This is a genomic window from Kribbella sp. NBC_01245 (genome assembly GCF_036226525.1).
Taxonomy (GTDB): Bacteria; Actinomycetota; Actinomycetes; order Propionibacteriales; family Kribbellaceae; genus Kribbella.
The window spans coordinates 524,122-541,479 of sequence record NZ_CP108487.1 but is presented as its reverse complement, the minus strand read 5'-3'; the positions used below and the strand labels follow the sequence as shown (position 1 = coordinate 541,479).

Annotated in this window: 13 protein-coding genes and 1 other annotated feature; of the genes, 5 read left to right on the top strand and 8 right to left on the bottom strand. The window is 66.8% G+C overall.

The features are described 5' to 3' along the window. Positions 1–244 precede the first annotated feature (244 nt). A complete protein-coding gene (locus tag OG394_RS02370; protein WP_328993117.1) occupies positions 245–1,786 on the top strand; it encodes a carboxylesterase/lipase family protein in 1,542 nt (513 codons plus the stop codon). A 1-nt stretch (position 1,787) separates the two neighbouring features. Here the strand turns inward: OG394_RS02370 and OG394_RS02365 are convergent, their stop codons facing one another. The 5 genes from OG394_RS02365 to OG394_RS02345 are packed head-to-tail and all read right to left on the bottom strand — an operon-like array spanning position 1,788 to position 8,272. Next, on the bottom strand, positions 1,788–2,723 hold the full coding sequence (locus OG394_RS02365; protein ID WP_328993115.1) for a dihydrodipicolinate synthase family protein: 936 nt from the start codon (positions 2,721–2,723) through the stop codon (positions 1,788–1,790). Then, the gene (locus tag OG394_RS02360) at positions 2,720–3,733 is read right to left on the bottom strand and encodes an ABC transporter ATP-binding protein (protein WP_328993113.1); all 1,014 of its coding nucleotides are present in this window, start codon (positions 3,731–3,733) and stop codon (positions 2,720–2,722) included. The genes OG394_RS02365 and OG394_RS02360 overlap by 4 nt, the downstream gene beginning before the upstream one ends. Beyond that, complete coding sequence (locus tag OG394_RS02355) at positions 3,730–5,688, bottom strand: dipeptide/oligopeptide/nickel ABC transporter permease/ATP-binding protein (RefSeq protein ID WP_328993112.1); 1,959 nt, start codon at positions 5,686–5,688, stop codon at positions 3,730–3,732. The genes OG394_RS02360 and OG394_RS02355 overlap by 4 nt, the downstream gene beginning before the upstream one ends. Next, positions 5,688–6,647 (bottom strand): ABC transporter permease, encoded by a 960-nt coding sequence (locus OG394_RS02350; RefSeq protein ID WP_328993110.1) that lies wholly within the window; start codon positions 6,645–6,647, stop codon positions 5,688–5,690. Before OG394_RS02350 ends, OG394_RS02355 begins: the two co-directional genes overlap by 1 nt. 11 nt (positions 6,648–6,658) lie before the next feature. Then, a complete protein-coding gene (locus OG394_RS02345) occupies positions 6,659–8,272 on the bottom strand; it encodes an ABC transporter substrate-binding protein (protein WP_328993109.1) in 1,614 nt (537 codons plus the stop codon). Positions 8,273–8,419: 147 nt separating this feature from the next. Between OG394_RS02345 and OG394_RS02340 the strand changes: the two genes are divergently transcribed. The 3 genes from OG394_RS02340 to OG394_RS02330 all read left to right on the top strand — a co-directional run bounded on the left by OG394_RS02340 (position 8,420) and on the right by OG394_RS02330 (position 11,254). Next, positions 8,420–9,175 (top strand): FadR/GntR family transcriptional regulator, encoded by a 756-nt coding sequence (locus OG394_RS02340; protein ID WP_328993108.1) that lies wholly within the window; start codon positions 8,420–8,422, stop codon positions 9,173–9,175. Continuing rightward, positions 9,175–9,885, top strand: a complete 711-nt coding sequence (locus OG394_RS02335) for a FadR/GntR family transcriptional regulator (protein ID WP_328993107.1) — start codon at positions 9,175–9,177, stop codon at positions 9,883–9,885. The genes OG394_RS02340 and OG394_RS02335 overlap by 1 nt, the downstream gene beginning before the upstream one ends. Positions 9,886–9,946: 61 nt before the next feature. Beyond that, positions 9,947–11,254 carry a glycoside hydrolase domain-containing protein gene (locus tag OG394_RS02330; protein WP_328993106.1) on the top strand — a complete coding sequence of 436 codons (1,308 nt, stop codon included), beginning with the start codon at positions 9,947–9,949 and terminating at the stop codon, positions 11,252–11,254. An 18-nt stretch (positions 11,255–11,272) separates the two neighbouring features. On the opposite strand, the gene OG394_RS02325 is transcribed toward OG394_RS02330, so the two are convergent. Beyond that, positions 11,273–12,301: a LacI family DNA-binding transcriptional regulator gene (locus OG394_RS02325; protein ID WP_328993105.1), complete on the bottom strand. Its 1,029-nt coding sequence runs from the start codon at positions 12,299–12,301 to the stop codon at positions 11,273–11,275. Positions 12,302–12,320: 19 nt separating this feature from the next. After that, positions 12,321–14,456, bottom strand: coding sequence for a discoidin domain-containing protein (locus OG394_RS02320; protein WP_328993104.1), 2,136 nt, complete (start codon positions 14,454–14,456; stop codon positions 12,321–12,323). A gap of 230 nt (positions 14,457–14,686) precedes the next feature. Between OG394_RS02320 and OG394_RS02315 the strand changes: the two genes are divergently transcribed. Continuing rightward, entirely contained in the window at positions 14,687–15,607 is a 921-nt protein-coding gene (locus OG394_RS02315) for a DUF1996 domain-containing protein (protein WP_328993102.1), read from the top strand. Positions 15,608–16,110: 503 nt separating this feature from the next. On the opposite strand, the gene OG394_RS02310 is transcribed toward OG394_RS02315, so the two are convergent. Continuing rightward, a protein-coding gene (locus tag OG394_RS02310; protein ID WP_328989085.1) for an IS3 family transposase occupies positions 16,111–17,351 on the bottom strand; the annotation gives its coding sequence in 2 pieces (ribosomal slippage) (positions 16,111–17,069 and positions 17,069–17,351; 1,242 coding nt in all). Further along, positions 16,942–17,073: a sequence feature (AL1L pseudoknot), on the bottom strand. (Overlaps the previous gene by 132 nt.) Positions 17,352–17,358 lie beyond the last annotated feature (7 nt).

Genomic DNA, 17,358 nt, shown 5'->3' with positions numbered 1-17,358 from the left:
CCGGCCCGTTCTCGACATGCCCGGCCGAATTTCTTCCAAAGCCAGGTCTACCACCCAGGCAGACCTCTCCCACCCCTACCGCGAGTGGTCACGACATAACGCGACCACTCATGAGGATTCTGGGGCGCGAGTGGACGCGTCATGTAGGGAGGCGGCTGGAGGGCGGTTTGTACGCTCGTTGGGGTAGGTGCGGATACCTCCTGCAGGGGACGTGTCGCTGTGCGTATCGCGGGAGTCTCGGGAGATGCGAAAACTCCTTGTCTGTATGACAGCCGGTGCCGCCGTGCTAACTGCGGCCGTGGCGACCCAACTACCCGCGACAGCCGCTGACGAGTCAGTTGTCCGTACGACGTACGGGACCGTTCGCGGCACCCTCAACCCCGACAGCCGGGTCTTTCTCGGTGTCCCCTTCGCCGCACCACCGACGGGCGATTTCCGTTGGCGAGCGCCTCGACCACCGGCGTCCTGGTCCGGCGTACGTGATGCCACCCAGGTGTCCGAGCAGTGCCTGCAAGTCGGCTGGCCGGGGGAACCGCCTCCCGGCAGCGAGGACTGCCTCTACTTGAACGTGTGGACGCCTAGGCAGACCACGTCGCCAAAACCCGTCATGGTCTTCCTGCACGGCGGAGGCTTCATCACCGGCTCTGGCCGCTTCTACGACCCGACGCGCCTGCTGGCTCAGGACGACGTACTGTTCGTCTCCGTCAACTACAGACTCGGCGCACTTGGGTACCTGAAGCACCCGAGCCTCAAGGATCCGTACGCGGGCAACTTCGGTCTAGCCGACCAGCAGGCGGCACTGCGCTGGGTACGGGCCAACATCGCCTCCTTCGGCGGAGACCCTCATAACGTCACACTGTGGGGCGAATCTGCCGGTGCCTTTAGTACATGCGCACAGTTGGCAGCACCAGGTGCAAGAGGTCTCTTCGACAAGGCGATCGTGCAGAGCGGTCCCTGCGCCAACAACCTCGTCACGAAGTCTGTAGCCGAACAACGCGCACTGAAGGCTGCAACGACTGTCGGCTGCCCTGACGCCCGTACGGCGGTCGCGTGCCTCCGCGCCAAGCCTGCCGCCGCCTTCGCAGCGCTCGACGAAGAACGCGTCGGCCTCGTCCGCAGGAGCGACCAACTGCCGTGGATGCCAGTGACGGGCACGCCCGCGCTACCGCTGCAACCGCTCGCGGCGATGCGGCACGGCCTGGCTGCCGACGTACCGATCATCCTGGGTGGGACGAAGGACGAGATGCGTGGATTCGTCAGCAACCTGCTGCCGATCACGCCCGAGGAGTACCCGGGCGAGATCCGCAGGCTGTTCGGGGACGACGCCCCCGCCGTACTCAAGGCCTACCCCGCCAGCCGCTACGATTCCCCGGCCGTCGCACTCGCCACCGCGATGACCGACGAAGGCAAGATGCTCGGCGCGTGCGCGCAGCTCCCGGTGGCCAAGGCCGCGCGTGGTCCGGTCTACCTTTACGAGTTCGCCGAGGACTCCGGGCGCATGATCGGCGACTACCCGCTCGGGGCCTACCACGGCTCGGATGTCCCGTACTTCTTCGGCAGCTCGTACAGGCCGGGGCCGGGCTCTCCCCCGCCGCTGACGGAACGCCAGAAAGTCCTTGCCGACAAGCTTTCCGGCTACTGGACGACCTTCGCGCGGACCGGCGTACCGGGCTCTGAATGGTCTGCCGTCCGTGACGGAACAGCGCTATCGGTGACCGTCGACAAGGTGGCACAGATCAGCCTGGCGGCGGAGCACAACTGCCGGTTCTGGAAGGCGGTCGGATGATTCAGAGCAGCCCGGCCGCCACCAGGTACTTCTCGACCTGGGCGATCTCGTCGGTGTCCAAGGGGATCTGGGGTGGCGCCATCACGCCGTACTCGATGACGCCGCGCAACTGCAGCGCCGCCTTGAAGGCGCCAAGTGCCGACGAGCTCATTCCCATCCTGGCCGGGTCCCCGACGCCGATCAGTTCGAAGAGGCGTACCAACCGTTCCTGCTCGGTGCGGGCCTGCTCCCATTCACCGGCGACCGCGTGGTCGAAGAGCTTGACGTAGCCGTGGGGGTCCACGTTGCCGAGCCCCGGCACCACTCCGTCGGCTCCCATCCACAACGCGTTGTCGACGGTGAGCTCCGAGCCGGTGAGGATGCTGAAGTCGGTGATGTCGCCGCGGTCCCGTGCTTGCAGGATGACGTTGCGCAGGCCGCCCTCGTCGCCGCTGGAGTCCTTCAAGCCGGCAAGTACGCCATCGGCCGCGAGCCGCAACAACAGGTCGGCGCCGAGCTTGGAGTGCACCGCCACTGGCAGGTCGTACGCGAACACCGGCACGCCCGCAGCCGCCGCGACCATCCGGAAGTGCTTGTCGATCTCGGCCGGATGGGTGCGGGTGTAGAAGGGTGCCGTCACCACGATGCCGTCCACTCCGGCCGCGACAGCCGTACGGACGTGATCGATCACCCGCAAGGTCGCCGTGTCGATGACGCCTGCCAGCACCGGCAACCGGCCCGCCGCGTGGGCGACCACCGTGTCGAGCACCAGCTTCCGGTGTCCGTCCGGCAGGTACGCCACCTCAGACGTGGAACCGAGGACGAACAGTCCGCTCACCCCGCCGGCGATCAAGTGGTCGACCAGCCGCACCAGCGAGGCGGTGTCGACCTGGTGATCCGGGGTGAGCGGCGTACAGACGGGTGGGATGACACCGGTCAGGCGGGCGGGAAGGGTCATGAACGCTCCAGTGCTTGAGTGATCAGATCGGTGGTGGACTCTCGCTCGACCACGGGGTGAAAACAGCGGAACCGATGGGCCTGGTCGGCGGCGTCGGACTCGAAGTCCGGCATCGCCGCGGCGCAGGCCTCGTCGGCCTTCCAGCACCGGGTCCGGAACGGGCAGCCGCTCGGGGGCCGGGTGGCGGACGGAACCGGACCGACCAGCGGGATCGGCTCGATCGGCGAGATCAGCCCGGGCGTCGCCGAGAACAGCGCGCGGGTATAGGGATGCCGCGCCTGCCGGGCGATGCCGCCGGCCGGTGCCTGTTCGACGATCCGCCCGAGGTACATCGTGATCACCCGGTCGCTCATCCGCCGTACGGTCTGGATGTCGTGCGAGACGAACACCAGCGCGAGGCCCAGGCGTTCCTTCAGGTCCAGCAGCAGGTTGAGGATCTGCGCGCGGACCGAGACGTCCAGGGCGCTGGTCGGCTCGTCGGCGACCAGCAGCGACGGCTCCAGCGCCAGCGCCCGGGCGATCGCGACGCGTTGCCGCTGGCCCCCGGACAACTGGCCGGGCAAGGCATCGGCGACACTCCGCGGCAGCCCCACCAACGCCATCAGCTCGCGGACCCGTTCGTTGCGCTGGGCAACAGTGCCGCGCCGGTGGACGTCGAGCGGGTCGCGTAGTACGCGATGCACGGGGAGCCGGCGGTTCAGCGCGGTCGACGGGTCCTGGAAGATCATCCCGGTCCCGGTACCAATGGCTTCGCGGCGTTCCGCCGGCTTCATCGACCAGATGTCGCGGCCCCGGAACGACGCCGTACCCTCCGTCGGCTGCTGGACGCCGACCAGCACCTTGGCCAGCGTGGACTTGCCACAACCGGACTCCCCCACCACGCCGACGGTTTCACCCGCGGCGATGGTCAGATCGGCGCCGGTCAGTGCGTAGACCCGATCGCGGCTGAACACACCGCCAGACCGAGCCCGATGCACAACGTGCACACCTGACAGCTCAAGCAGACTCATCGGAGCACCTCCTTCTCCAAGGGCTTTAGAAGGAGGACCGCCGGATGATGGCAGGCCACCAGGTGTCGGGCCGGACGGCCGACCAGGTCGGGTGCGGTCGTACGGCACAGGTCGGTGACCATCGGGCACCGGTCCGCGAACCGGCAACCGGCCGGGAAGTCGGCCGGCGACGGCACCACGCCGCGGATCTGGGTCAGCCGGGCCGCGCCGGATTCCAGCGACAGCACCGACCCGAGCAGCCCGCGCGCGTAATGGTGCGCGGGTTCGCCGACCAGGTCGGCCGTGACGCCGGTCTCGACGATCTGGCCGCCGTACATCACCACCACCCGATCGGTGACGTCCGCGACCAATGCCAGGTCGTGCGACACCAGGATCAGGGCGAAACCGAGCTCGGCCCGCAGCCGCAGCAACAGCTGGATCACCTGCGCCTGCACGGTGACGTCGAGCGCCGTGGTCGGCTCGTCGGCGACGATCAGCTTGGGCTCGCGGGACAGCGCCATCGCGATCAGCACCCGCTGACGCTGACCGCCGGACAGCTCGTGGGGGTAGCTGGACAGGGTCCGCTCGGGATCCAGCCCGACCAGCTCCAGCAGCTCAGTCGGAGTACGGCGCCCGCCGCGGCGTACCACCTGCTTCAGCTGCGCCTTGATCGTCATCGCCGGGTTCAACGAGGACAGCGCATCCTGGTAGATCATCGCCATGTCGTGACCGAGCAAACTGCGCCGTTGGGACCGCTTCAAACTCAGGAGGTCCTTGCCGTCGAACCGAATCCTGCCGCGGATCCTGGCGCCGCGCGGCTCCAGGCCCATCACGGTGAGCGCGGTCAGCGACTTGCCGCAGCCGGACTCGCCGACCAGACCGAGCACCTCACCAGGCCGTACGTCGAAACTGATCCCGTCAACGATGTCGACCCCGTTGTGCCGGCCTTCGAAGCCGATCGCCAGCTGCTGCACCGACAGCACCGGTTCACCGTCTGGCAGCGGCCTGGCCCGTTCTCGCAGCCGGGTCGCCGCCTCGGACAGACCAGGAAGTTCGACCAGCTCGCCGGATCCGGGCTGCGGGGTCTCCAGCGCGTCCTTGTCCCCCTTCTTCCTCTCCACTCGGCGCGCGGCTGGCGCGGCCCAAGCGTCGGAGACACCCTCGGACAGGATGTTCAAGGATAGGACGGTGATCAGGATCAACAGGCCCGGAAACACCGTCGCCCACCAGCCGCCGAGCAGCACCATGTTCTTGCCGTCGGCAATCACTGAACCCCAGGACGGCTCCGGCGGACGGACACCGGCCCCGATGAACGACAGCGACGCCTCGAAGACGATCGCGTCGGCCACCATCACCGTGCAGAACACCAGCACTGGCGCGGCGCAGTTGATCGCCACATGCCTGATCAGGATGTGCGGCGTCCGCGCGCCGATGATCTTCTCCGCGACCACGTAGTCCTCGCCGTACTGCGCGAGCACGTTGGCCCGGACCACCCGGGCCACGGGAGGCGTATAGAGGAAGGCGATCGCGAACACCAGCACGGGGATGGAACCACCGAACACCGCGACCAGTACGGCGGCCAACGCGATTCCGGGGAACGCCATCACCACGTCCAGGAGCCGCATCAGAGTCTCGTCGACCGCCTTGCGGGAGGTGGCGGCGACGGCGCCGATGACCGCGCCGGCGACCAGCGCAAGCACTGTCGCGCCGAGCCCGATGATCAGCGACCAGCGGGCGCCATAAACGAGGCGCGTGAAGATGTCGCGGTTCGCGCTGTCCATCCCGAACCAGTGCGAGGCCGACGGCCCGCCGCCGGTGCCCTCCTGCGTCAGGATGTCGTACGGCGTGAGCAATGGCGCGAACACGGCGGCCAGGATCACCACCGTCAGTACGGCGACCGCGAGCCAGGCCGGCAGTGGCAATCGCTTGAAGTTGATCCCCGGTCGTGACAGTCGTTGGGCCAGTTTTCCGCGCATCAGGCGGCACTCCTCAATCGCGGATTCACCAGCAGATAAAGCACGTCGACGACGAGGTTGACCACCACGAAGCCGACCGCGATGGTCAGCACCACGCCTTGTACGACCGCCGGATCACCATCGCGAACGGCGTTGATCATCAGGGTGCCCATCCCGGGCAGCGTGAAGATCTGCTCGATCACCACGGCTCCGCCGAGCAGGTAGCCGATCCTCAGGCCGAGCACCGTGAGCGGGTTGATCAGCGCATTCCGCAGGACGTTCCGGCCGACCACCACCACCGGCGGCAGCCCACTGCCTATCGCCGTCCGCACGTAGTCCTTGTCGAGCTCCTCGACCACCGACGTACGGATGATCCTGATCAGCTGGGCGGCGACCGGCAGGGACAGCGCGAGCGCGGGCAGAGCCATCGTCCGCAGCCAGGCGCTGATCCCGTCGGCCGGGTTCACGTAGCCGCTCGGCGGGAACCAGCCATGGTCGACCGCGAGGTACTGGATCATCAGCAGCGCCAGCCAGAACGAAGGCGCGGCCACCCCGATCAGCGAGACCAGCCGGATCCCCTGGTCCGGCCAGCGGTCCCGGAAGATCGCAGCGGTGACCCCCAGAAGCAAGGCCAGGACCAGCGCCACCAGCAGTCCCAGCAGGGTCAGCTGGAAGGTCAGCGGCATCGCGGTCGTGACCGATTGCAGTACCGGCGCCTTCGTCAGCACGCTGGTGCCAAAGTTGCCCTGCAGCAGGTCACCGACGAAGTGCAGGTACCGCAGCGGCAGCGGATCCAGCAGTCCGTTCTCCTGCCGGAACTGGTGCAGCTGTTCCTCGGTCGGGTTGGCGCCCTGGAAATAGGCGATCGCTGGATCGTTGTTCGAGAACCGCATCACCAGGAAGACAAACGCGATGATGCCGAGCAGCAATGGAACCAGGATCAGCAGCCGGCGAACCAGCATTCTGACGATGACGGCCACAGTCGATAACCTCAGGCCCGCTTGGCCTGCAGCAGGTTGATGCCCGGGTAGGGCTGTGCCTTGATCCCGCTGAGCTTCTTCGCGTTCCAGGCGGTCATCAGCTCGGTGTGCACGACGGGGTACAGCACCGCCTGCTCGGCGACCAGGTCGAGGTATTCGTGGGTCAGCTTGAGCTTGGTGGCTTCGTCGGTGGCCCGGATCGCCTCGTCCATCTTGGCGAAGATCACCTTGGCGCCGGCGCTGTTCTCCCAGCGGGTGTACTTCATCCACACCCCGCCTTGGGTGTAGTTGTAGCGAAGGATCAGATCCGCGTCGAGGCCGAACTGGTTCGGGTTCGACGCGGCCGCGACCACCTGGTAGTCGGCGTTCTGGTCCATCTTGGTGAACACCGCGGCGGTGTCCTGCGGCTCCAGCGTGGTCTTCACGCCGATCGCGTTCCAGGACGCGGCGATCGTCGGCAGGCAGTCGACGATCCAGCTCACGTTCACCGCGAGCAGGTTGATCGACAGGTTCGTCACGCCGGCCTCGGCGAGCAGCGCCTTCGCCTTCGCCTGGTCATAGCTGTAGACGGTCCGCGACTTGGCGTACGAGGGGTTCTCCTCGTTCAGGAACGAGGTGCTCGGCCGGCCGCGGCCCTTGAGCGCGACCTCGATCATCTTCTTGGTGTCGATGGCGGTGAAGAGCGCCTGCCGGACCCGGACGTCGTCGAACGGCTTGTTCGCCGTGTTGAACATCAGGAACATGTGGTTCATGCCCTTGCCACCCTCGACCGTGAGGCCCGAGCTCTTCAGCTGCTCGATGTTGGCGTACGGGATGTTGTCCGAGATCTGCCCTTCGGCGCTGCCGCCGGAGATCTTCGCGACCCGCGCCGAGGAGTCGACGATGCTCAGCCAGTTCATCTTCTTGAACGCCGCCGGGCGAGGGCCGTTGTAGTCGGCGAACGCCTCGAAGGTGGTGTTCGACTTCGGCTGGTGCGAGACCTGCTTGTACGGCCCGGAGCCGACCGCCTTGCCGTTCTTGGCCAGGTCCCAGGCGCCCGGCTGGGAGAAGACGTGCTTGGGCATGATCTTCGCGATGGTCAGCCGCGGCGCGCCGTCGGGGTACGGGAAGTTCAGCACCAACTCGACGGTCTGGTCGTCGATCTTCTTGACCTCCTTCAGCCAGCTGGCGAAGAAGGAGAAGGTGAGCACCTTCAGCTTCGGGTCGAGGATCCGCTCGAAGGTGAACACGACGTCGTCGGCCGTGACCGGTTGGCCGTCGTGCCACTTCGCGTCCTTCCGCAGGGCGAATTTCCACGACGTGGCCTGCAGGTCGGCCGGCACCTCGGTCGCCAGGGCGGGGTACGGCTGCCGGGTGATCGGGTCGGTGTCGAGCAGCCCTTCGTAGATGTGCTGGTTGGCGGCCATCGTGAAGGCGGAGGCGGTCAGAGTCGGATCCCAGCTCTGGTTGTTCCCGTAGCCGATCACCGCGGTGACCAGCTCGGTGTCCCCGGCGGCGCCGACCGCTCCGGTCGACTTCGGGCCGCTGGAACAGGCCGACAATCCACCAGTGATCGTCGCGGCTGCGCCCAGCACCCCGGAGTACTTCAGGAACGAGCGGCGGTCGAACCCAGATGTTTCGTTCACGATGCCTCCAGCGACAGGGGATGTTGGTTGCGCTTCGTAGCGGGTAGGTTGTGGGTTGTCCCACATCCCACGTCCTACGTCCTACGTTCGCCGACCTTAGGAGGCTGTCCCCATTTCGGTCAAGACTCCGCAGCGGAGGAAGTGCTGATGGCTGAGCTTTCATCCGGTCCGCCGACGCGATCCGGCGGCACCCAGTTGTTGCAGGACCAGATCAAGGAGCTGATCCTGCGGCTGGACCTGTCCGCGGGTGATGCGATGCCCACCGAGGCCGAGCTGGCCACCCGGCTGAACGTCGGCCGGAACTCGGTCCGCGAGGCGATCAAGGCGCTGCAGGCCGTCGGGATCGTGGAGGTACGCCGCGGCCGAGGCATGTACGTCGGCAAGATGTCGCTCGGCGCGCTCGTGGACGAGCTGACGTTCCACACCCGGATCACGCTGCGGGACGGGCGGAGCGGTCTGGCCGAGCTGACCGAGGTCCGGGAGGCCCTGGAGTCGGGTCTGGCGCAGCGGATGATCATTCGGGAGCAGGGACCCGATCTGCGGGAGCTCGGCCAGGTGCTCGAGACGATGGAGCAGGAGGCCAGGGCCGGCCGGATCTCCCCCGCTGTCGACCGGCTCTTCCACGAGGTGTTGTTCCGGCCGCTCGGCAACACGCTGGTCAGTCGGCTGCTCGGCGCGTTCTGGGACACGTTCCACCAGATCGAGCACGAGCTGGCGCCGGCGACGGAGCCACCGATAGCGACCCTGCAGCGGCACCGAGCCATCTACGCGGCGATCGCCGCAGCCGATCCCGCCGCGACCGCGACCGCGATGGCCGCGCACTTCGCTGGTGTCCGGCACCGACTCGCTTCGCCTCCGACTAGCATGTGCGAGATGCCGGACGGGAAGAGCGGGAGTGCGTAGTGGCAGTGACACGGCCGAAACGCAGTGATGAGCTCGCCAACGCGATCGCCGACCTGATCATCGAGCGCAACCTGGAGCCCGGCGCTCCCCTGCCTGCCGAGAACGTGCTGATGGCCGACTTCCAGGTCAGCCGCAACTCGGTGCGGGAGTCCCTCAAAGCCCTGCAGGCGCTGGGGATCGTCGAGATCCGGCACGGCTACGGCACCTTCGTCGGCTCAGCCAGCTCGGCGGCGTTGCACCCGTGGTTGCTGTTCCGCACACGATTGTCCGGCAGCAGCACCGAACGGCTCAGCGAGCTGCTCGAGATCCGGGAGATCCTGGAGACCGAACTCACCCGCCGCGTCGCCCGCACCAACAGTGACGAGCTGCGGCAGAAGCTGTCCGGCTGCGTTGAACGGATGCGCGTCGAGGGCCAGGACGCGGCCACCGCGGACCGCGAGTTCCACGAGCACATCTGCGATGCCGCCGGAGTCCCGTTGGCGCGCGAGCTTGTCGGCCTGTTCTGGGACGTCTATCGGGCCGTCGAGACCGATCTCGAGACCCTGACCACGTCACCCGACGAGACCGCGGCGCGGCATCAGCGGGTGATCGACGCGATCGGATCCGGCGACGCCGACCAGGCCGAACAGGCCGTGCACACGCACTTCGGCGAGGTCCGCGATCGCCTCGGCACCGGCCCCTATCGAAGCCCGCGGCCCCCGACCGGCTAGCACTCTGGTCGGCGGCGTTTTTCGCTCTGGACGGCGGTCGGGCGCGGTGGGATCTTGAGGCATGCGCACACGTTTTATTCGGCCGGTGGCACTCGCCGCCGCGGCCTGCGCGCTGGCTCTCGGCCTCACCACTCCGGCCGCCGCCGAGCCGGCAACTTCCGTGGGTTACCCCAACGGCTCTTCCGCGACGCGTCTTACGGGGCTCGCGTTCGACACCTGTGCGGCACCGACCGTCTCCCAGCTCTCCGCCTGGAAGGCCTCGCCCTATCGGGGTGTAGGCATCTACATCGGCGGACCGAACCGCACGTGCGCCCAGCCGCAACTGACTGCCAGCTGGGTCAACACGGTCTCCCGGCTCGGATGGCGACTTATACCGATCTACATGGGCCGGCAGGCGCCTTGTACGTTCCGGGCAAACGCCACCGAGATCACCGGCTCACAAGCAGCAGCACAAGGTACGGCGTCCGCAGCCGACGCTATCGCCAAGGCGAAGGCACTAGGTCTTCTACCCGGCAGTGCGATCTATGGCGACATGGAGCACTACGACGCGAGTGACGCGTCATGCCAGGCCGTGGTCCTTCGCTACCTCTCCAGTTGGACCAAAGAGCTACACCGCCAGGGGTACCTCTCGGGCATCTACGCCCACCAGAACTCCGGAGCGCAGCACCTGAGCCTCGCGTACAACTCAACCAGCTACGCGCGACCAGACGCGCTCTGGATCGCCAGGTGGGACCTCAGCTCGGCACTGACCGGATGGCCCGGTATTGCCAACAGCAAGTGGGCGAACCACCAGCGGGCCAAGCAGTACCGAGGCGACCACAACGAGACCTGGAACGGCGTAACCCTCAACATCGACAGCGACAACTTCGACTCACCAGTGGCAACGGTGGCGTACAACTACACGATGACGTCCGGCAGCCCGGTCGCATCGCGTACAGGTCCGTCGCTGAGCTATCCCGCCGTCACCACCTACCAACCCGGCAGCGTCGTCAGAGTCATCTGCCAAGTGACGGGGACCAAGGTCGGCACCACGAGCGTGTGGAACAGGCTGACCAGTGGCGCCTACATCACCGACTACATCGTCAACACCCAGTCGAACACCGGCTACACCTCGTGGCTACCGCGTTGCACTTACCCGTACCAGACGACCATTGACGGCCTGACGAAACGCTCCGGCCCGGGTACGTCGTACAGCTCGCTGGGGTCGTTGCCGGTGGGCTCGCTCGCGTGGGTCGTCTGCCAGCGTGCGGGCACCAAGGTCGGCACCACGTCGGTGTGGGACCGTCTGGACGACGGCTCCTGGGTGACCGACTACTACGTGGCCAATCCCAGTAATACGACCTTCAGCAAGCCGCCCCATCGCTGCTGATCGTTAGGCCCATAGCTGTTAGGCGGTATCGCGGGTGACCAAGACCGGGTCGAAGATCACTGAGGTCGGCGGCCCGGTCGGGTCCTCGATGTGCCGAAGCAGCAGCCGGGCCATCTCGGCCGCCATCTCCTCGATCGGCTGCGCCACCGAGGTCAACCGCGCGCCTTCCGCGGGCGAGCTGTCGTCGAACCCGATCACGGCCACGTCGTCCGGCACCCGGCGGCCGCGCTGCCGCAACGCCCGCAGTGCGCCGAGGGCCATCATGTCGTTGGCGGCGAACACACCATCGAGGTCCGGCGTCGACTCGAGCAACCGCTCCATCGCCAGTTCGCCGCTCTCGACCGTAAAGTTGCCCTCGGCAACTGGTACGTACGGATGGCCGTGCCGGGCCATCGTCTGCCGGAAGCCGGTGAGCCGATCCTGCGCGGCCGGTAGATCCGCCGGACCGGCGATGCTCACCACCCGGCGGCAGCCACGGGAGGCCAGCCGATCCGCGGCCAGCGCAGCGCCGGCCTCGTGCGCGAGATCGACGTAACTGACCGGGACCGGTTCGGACGGCCGGGCGAACAACACCGCCGGCAGACCCTGCTCGACGAACAACCGCGGCAACGGATCAGCCGGGTGAATCGAGACCAGTAACGCGCCATCGGCGTTGCCTTGGCCGACAAAACTCACGGCCTGCGCGCGGGCCTGATCCGAGTCCGCGAGCAGCAGCGCCGGGTGGATGCCGAGGGTACGCAGGTATCGCACCACGCCGGCGGTGACCCGGCCGAAGAAGGGGTCGCCGAAGACCTGCTCGGACGACCGCTCCGCACCGGACACGACCAACGCGATCGAGCCCGTGCGCTTGGTGACCAGCGAACGCGCGGCCCGGTTCGGCGTGTAACCAGTGGCCGCCACGGCCTCGCGCACCACCTCCCGGAGCGCGACATCGACGGTGTCGACGCCGTTGATCACCCGGGAGACGGTCGCGCGGGACACACCCGCCACCCTGGCGACATCCTCCAGGGTGGGGGTGCGAACAGCCTGCTGCGGACGGTCGGTCATGACACCGGATCGTACGGCGTCACGGCTTGTAGATCCCGAACTCGAACAGCGAGTAGCCCCACGCCGTCCCACGCTGAGTCGCGTGCAGCCGGACATAACGCCCGGAGCCCGACACGACCAGGTCATCCACGCCACCATTGGCCGTGGTGGTCGAGTAGATCGGCCGCCAGTCGCTGCCGTTGTCGGACACCTGGATCTCGTACGCCTTGCCAAACGCCGGTTCCCACACCAACTGGATCCGGTTGAACGACGTCACCTGGCCGAGGTCGACCTGCAACCATTGCGGGTCCGCCCAGTCACTCGCCCATCGCGTGGTGATGTTGCCATCGGTCGCAAGCCTCGCGAAATAAGGCGCTCCCGGCCCGACCAACTGCTCGGACGACGCCGTGGTCGGCTTGTTGAGCGCGACGTTGGTCCCAGGCACGGTCGGCGGCACGACCCGGAACGACTTGGTCTCGATCCCGACGTTCCCCCGGCCATCGCGGACGTAGACGTACACCTTCCATACGCCAAGTCGCTCCGGCGCCGTGAGGGTGAACGGCCCCGAACCGGTATGACTCGTGACCGGCAAAGCGCCCGAGCCGTCGACGTACTTGCCGCCGTACCGGAACTCGTAGCTGAGCGGATCGCCGTCCGGATCGCTGACGCTGACGCCGACCGTGAACGTGCCACCCGCCGGTACGTCGGTGACCTTGCTGAGGTTCATCCCGGTGATGACCGGCGGCCGGTTGCCGCTGGTCTGACCGCTGTACGCCTGCCGGATCGCGTAGTAGCCGAGGCGCTTCTCCCCCGCGGGCGCGATGTTGAACCAGACCGCGCCGAAGTCGTTCTCGTTGCCGTAGTGGAACAACGTCGCGCCGAGCGCCACTCCGGAATGCCCGACCACGCAGTTCCAGGCCTGCGTGTAACCGTCACGCTTCTGCACGTCGGTCGGCTCATCCGGTACGCCGTTGACGTCATCCGGCACTTCCCACTCACCGGCCGGACCGGCTTCGGTGACGATGTACGGCTTGGTGTAGTTGCCGTTCACCCAGTCCTGCTTGACCTGGCAGATGTTGCCGTACGAGTTGACCGCGAGCAGGTCGAGGTCTGGCGTGTACTGCTTGAAGTACGGCCAGGCGCCGGTCCACGCGTCGGTCGAGGTGACCGGGTGGTTCGGGTCGGTCTCGTGGATCGCTCGGGCGCCCTCGTTCACGAACTTGGCGTACGCGATGCGCTGGTTCTCGAGCTCCGCACCGGAGTAGCAGTTCTGCAAGCCGAGCACGGACTCATTGCCGACACTCCACATCAGCACGCCCGGGTGGTTCTTGTACTCCGCACTCCAGCGACGGATCTCGCCGAGCATCGTCGTCTTGTACGTCGTATCCGTCACGTAGTTGACGCAACCACCGCTACCGGGACCACCACCAGGCTGGAGCCAGAAGCCGTTGATCACCTTCATCCCGTTGGCCGCGGCCGCGTCGAGCAAGGGCAGGGTCGAGCCATCGGTGCCCCACGTCCGTACGGTGTTGACGCCTGCCGCCTTCAGACCGGGCAGGTGCTGCGGAGCATCGGTGTTGGCCGGTCCCCAGGTCAAACCCTTGATCTGGAACGGCGCGCCGTCGACCTGGAGCTGCCAGTTGCCCTGGGCACCGGTCACCTTGGTCACACCCGGACCGGATGGTTGCCCTTGGCCCGCAGTTCCGTGCACCTCGAACTCCCACAGCGAGATGCCGTAGCCGCTGGAGCGCTGGACGCCGGTCAGCCGGACGTAGCGCCCGTTGCCGGTGAGTGGGACAACCTCGGACCCGCCGTGACCATCAGTGGTGGCGTAGGCAGGTGTCCAGCTCTGCCCGTCGCTGGACACCTCGATGCGGTAGGCGGTCGCATGAGCGGTCTCCCAGCGCAACACCGCCTGAGTGAGGTCCGCGGCGGAGCCGAGGTCGATCTGGATCCACTGGCCGTCGGCCCACGAACTTGCCCAGCGGGTGCCGGTATCACCGTCGACGGCAGCAGCTGGCGCCGTACCCGCTCCTTCGCTGGAGGAAGCGGTCGCGGGTTTGCCTTGGGACAGCAGCTCAGCGGCCTGAGCCGGTGGAGCGGTGAGCACGACGCTGCCGGCCAGCAGTATCACCATGGCCAGCAGGGCCCTTGGGCCGGTTGACGGGCGTTTCATCGGGTGACTCCTCGGGTGGAGAGGCGGGTCAGAGAGCGCTCTCCGGTGGCACCGATATTCACCTGCTCGGTGGCTGCTGTCAACGGTCGGCGACGGTTCCGGAACCGTGGCGGGCCCTTGACAGCGGGCTGGGGCGGGTCGACTGTGGACGCTCAGAGAGCGCTCTCCGATGATTCGATCATCGCGGGCAGCACCACTTACCCGCGGATTCTGCCTTGGAAAGGAGATCCGTGTTCCGCCTCAAACCCGCATTAGCCGTGGCCGCCTTCACCGCGGCCACCTTGCTCGCCGGTGGGCTGACCAGTCAGGCCCAGGCCGCCGACGAGGTGACGCATCACGAGTTCCAGGTCGGTTGCACCGTCACGAAACGCGCGCCGAACGACCCGATCGTCTTCCCGGGGATGCCCGGCGCGTCCCATGACCACAGCTTCGTCGGCAACACGTCGACGGATGCCCACACCACTCTCAACTCACTGCTCGCGGCTGGCGCTTATGCCACGTCTTGCCGGAATCCCGACGACCTATCGGCGTACTGGTGGCCGACGATGTTCAAGGGAGACCAGGTCATCGAGCAGACCTGGCACCAGACGATCTACTACAAGTCCGGCGTACTCGACTACACCACGGTCCGGCCGTTCCCGCCGGGTCTGCGTTATGTCGTCGGCAGTCCGACGGCCAGTCAGGACGACTTCCGCAACGCGCCCGGTCGGGTCGAAGGGTGGGAGTGCGGGGACAGCGCGCACAACTACGACTTCCCCGCGAACTGCCCGGCCGGCACCCAGCTCAACATCCGCTACCAGGCGCCGAGCTGCTGGGACGGCGTGAACCTGGATTCGGCCGATCACAAGAGCCACATGCGCTACCCGGTCGAAGGAGTGTGCCCAAGCAGCCACCCGAAGCCGGTACCGATGCTCGAGTTCAAGATCGCCTTCCCAGTGGACGGCGACATGTCCACGGTCCGCCTCGCCAGCGGCCGCGGCTATTCCTGGCACTACGACTTCTTCAACGCCTGGGACCCGGAGACCCTCGCGGCCCTGGTAAGCCACTGCATCAACGGCGGCCTCCAATGCGACTCCCGCGGCTTCGACCTCTACAAACCCCACCGCGGCCAAGCCCTAGCCAACAACTACCGCCTCCCCGGCCGCCCCTAATTTCGCGTCCGACCGTGGAGACCTCTGCCACGGTCGGACGCACAATGCGGTACGCCTGTGGAAACGGCTCCCACGGTCGGACGCACAATGCGGTACGCCCGTGGAAACGGCTCCCACGGTCGGACGCAAAATCCCCCCGCCTGTGGACACCAAGCCCCCGGCACCAACCCCCGAACCGCACACCTGCAGCCCAATCTGTGCAAACCCCTCCCGCGAGGTGCCTCGTTATGTCGCGCGCATGCAAACACAACAAGGCACCTCGCGGAAGAGTTATCCCCAAATCCACCCCAGCGTTCGCATTCCGCGTCCGACCGTCGTAGCTGTTTCCACAGGCGTGCCGCATTCCGCGACCGACCGTGCCAGCGGGGTTCCACCGGCGCTAGGCGCATTGCGCGTCTGATCGTGGAAACACCTGCCACGGCCGGACGCGGAATGCGGCACGCCCGTGGACGTTCTTGCGACGGTCTGAGCCGCCCCAGCGTGTCCGGAGGCTTCGTTAGGTGTTAACCGGCCTCGGCGAGACGGGTTCGGTGAGTGTAGTGAGTGTGCTCGGCTTGGGTCGGTGTGAGGTCTTGGATCGATCCGTGAGGGCGGGCGGTGTTGAACCAGTGGACCCAGTTCAAGGTGGCTGCTTCGACGTCGTGGAGGCCTTGCCAGGGGCCGTAGGAGTGGATCAGTTCGGACTTGTAGAGGCCCATGTGGGTCTCGGCCAGGGCGTTGTCGTAGGCGTCGCCGACCGATCCGACCGAGGCGTCGATTCCGGCGTTGAGCAGGGCTTTGGTGAAGGTGATCGAGGTGTATTGGGTGCCGGCGTCGTTGTGGTGGACCAGTCCGGTCAGGTCGGTGGTGCCTTCGGTTCGGCGGGTCCACATCGCCATCTCGAGGGCGTCCAGGACCAGCGGTGTGGTCATCGTGGTGGCTGCTTTCCAGCCGATGATCCGGCGGGAGAATACGTCCACGATGTGCGCGACGTAGACCGTGCCGGTCCTGGTCGCGACGTAGGTGAAGTCGGCGACCCACAACCGGTTCGGGGCTGAGGCGACGAACCGGCGATCGACCAGATCGGGCGGCCGGTGAGCGGACTCGTCAGCGATGGTGGTCCGTGGCTTCTTGCCGCGGATCACGCCACTGATGCCCATCTGGGTCATCAATCGTTCCACCGTGCAGCGAGCCACGTCGTGGCCCAGGCCACGCAGATGCAGCCAGAGTTTGTCGGCTCCGAACAACCGCACGAACCGGACCTCGGCGCGGACCTTCTCGATCACCGCGATCAACTCGGCATCGCGGAGTTTCTTCTTACTGGGTTGACGATTCCGGTTGTCGTAGTAGGTGGATGGGGCGATCTTGCAGCCATGCTCGGTGAGCACGCGGCAGATCGGCTCGACCCCGAACCGGTCTTTGTGATCGTTGATGAACGCCACGATCACTTCTGTGGGCGGTCGAGCTCCGCCGCGAAGAAAGTCGCTGCAGATTTCAGGATCTCGTTCGCCCGCCGCAGCTCGGCGTTCTCCCGCTTCAGTGCCTTCAGCTGGTCCGACTCCGAGGTGGTGACACCAGGACGCTGCCCAGCATCGATCTCGGCACGACGGACCCACTTGCGCAGCGTCTCCGGCGCCCCGATCCCCAGCTTCAACGCGACCGACTTGATCGCCTCGAACTCCGAGCCATAGTCGGCCTTGGACTCAACAACCATCCGAACAGCGCGCTCACGGATCTCGGGCGAATACGACGACGGACGTGACATGGACTTC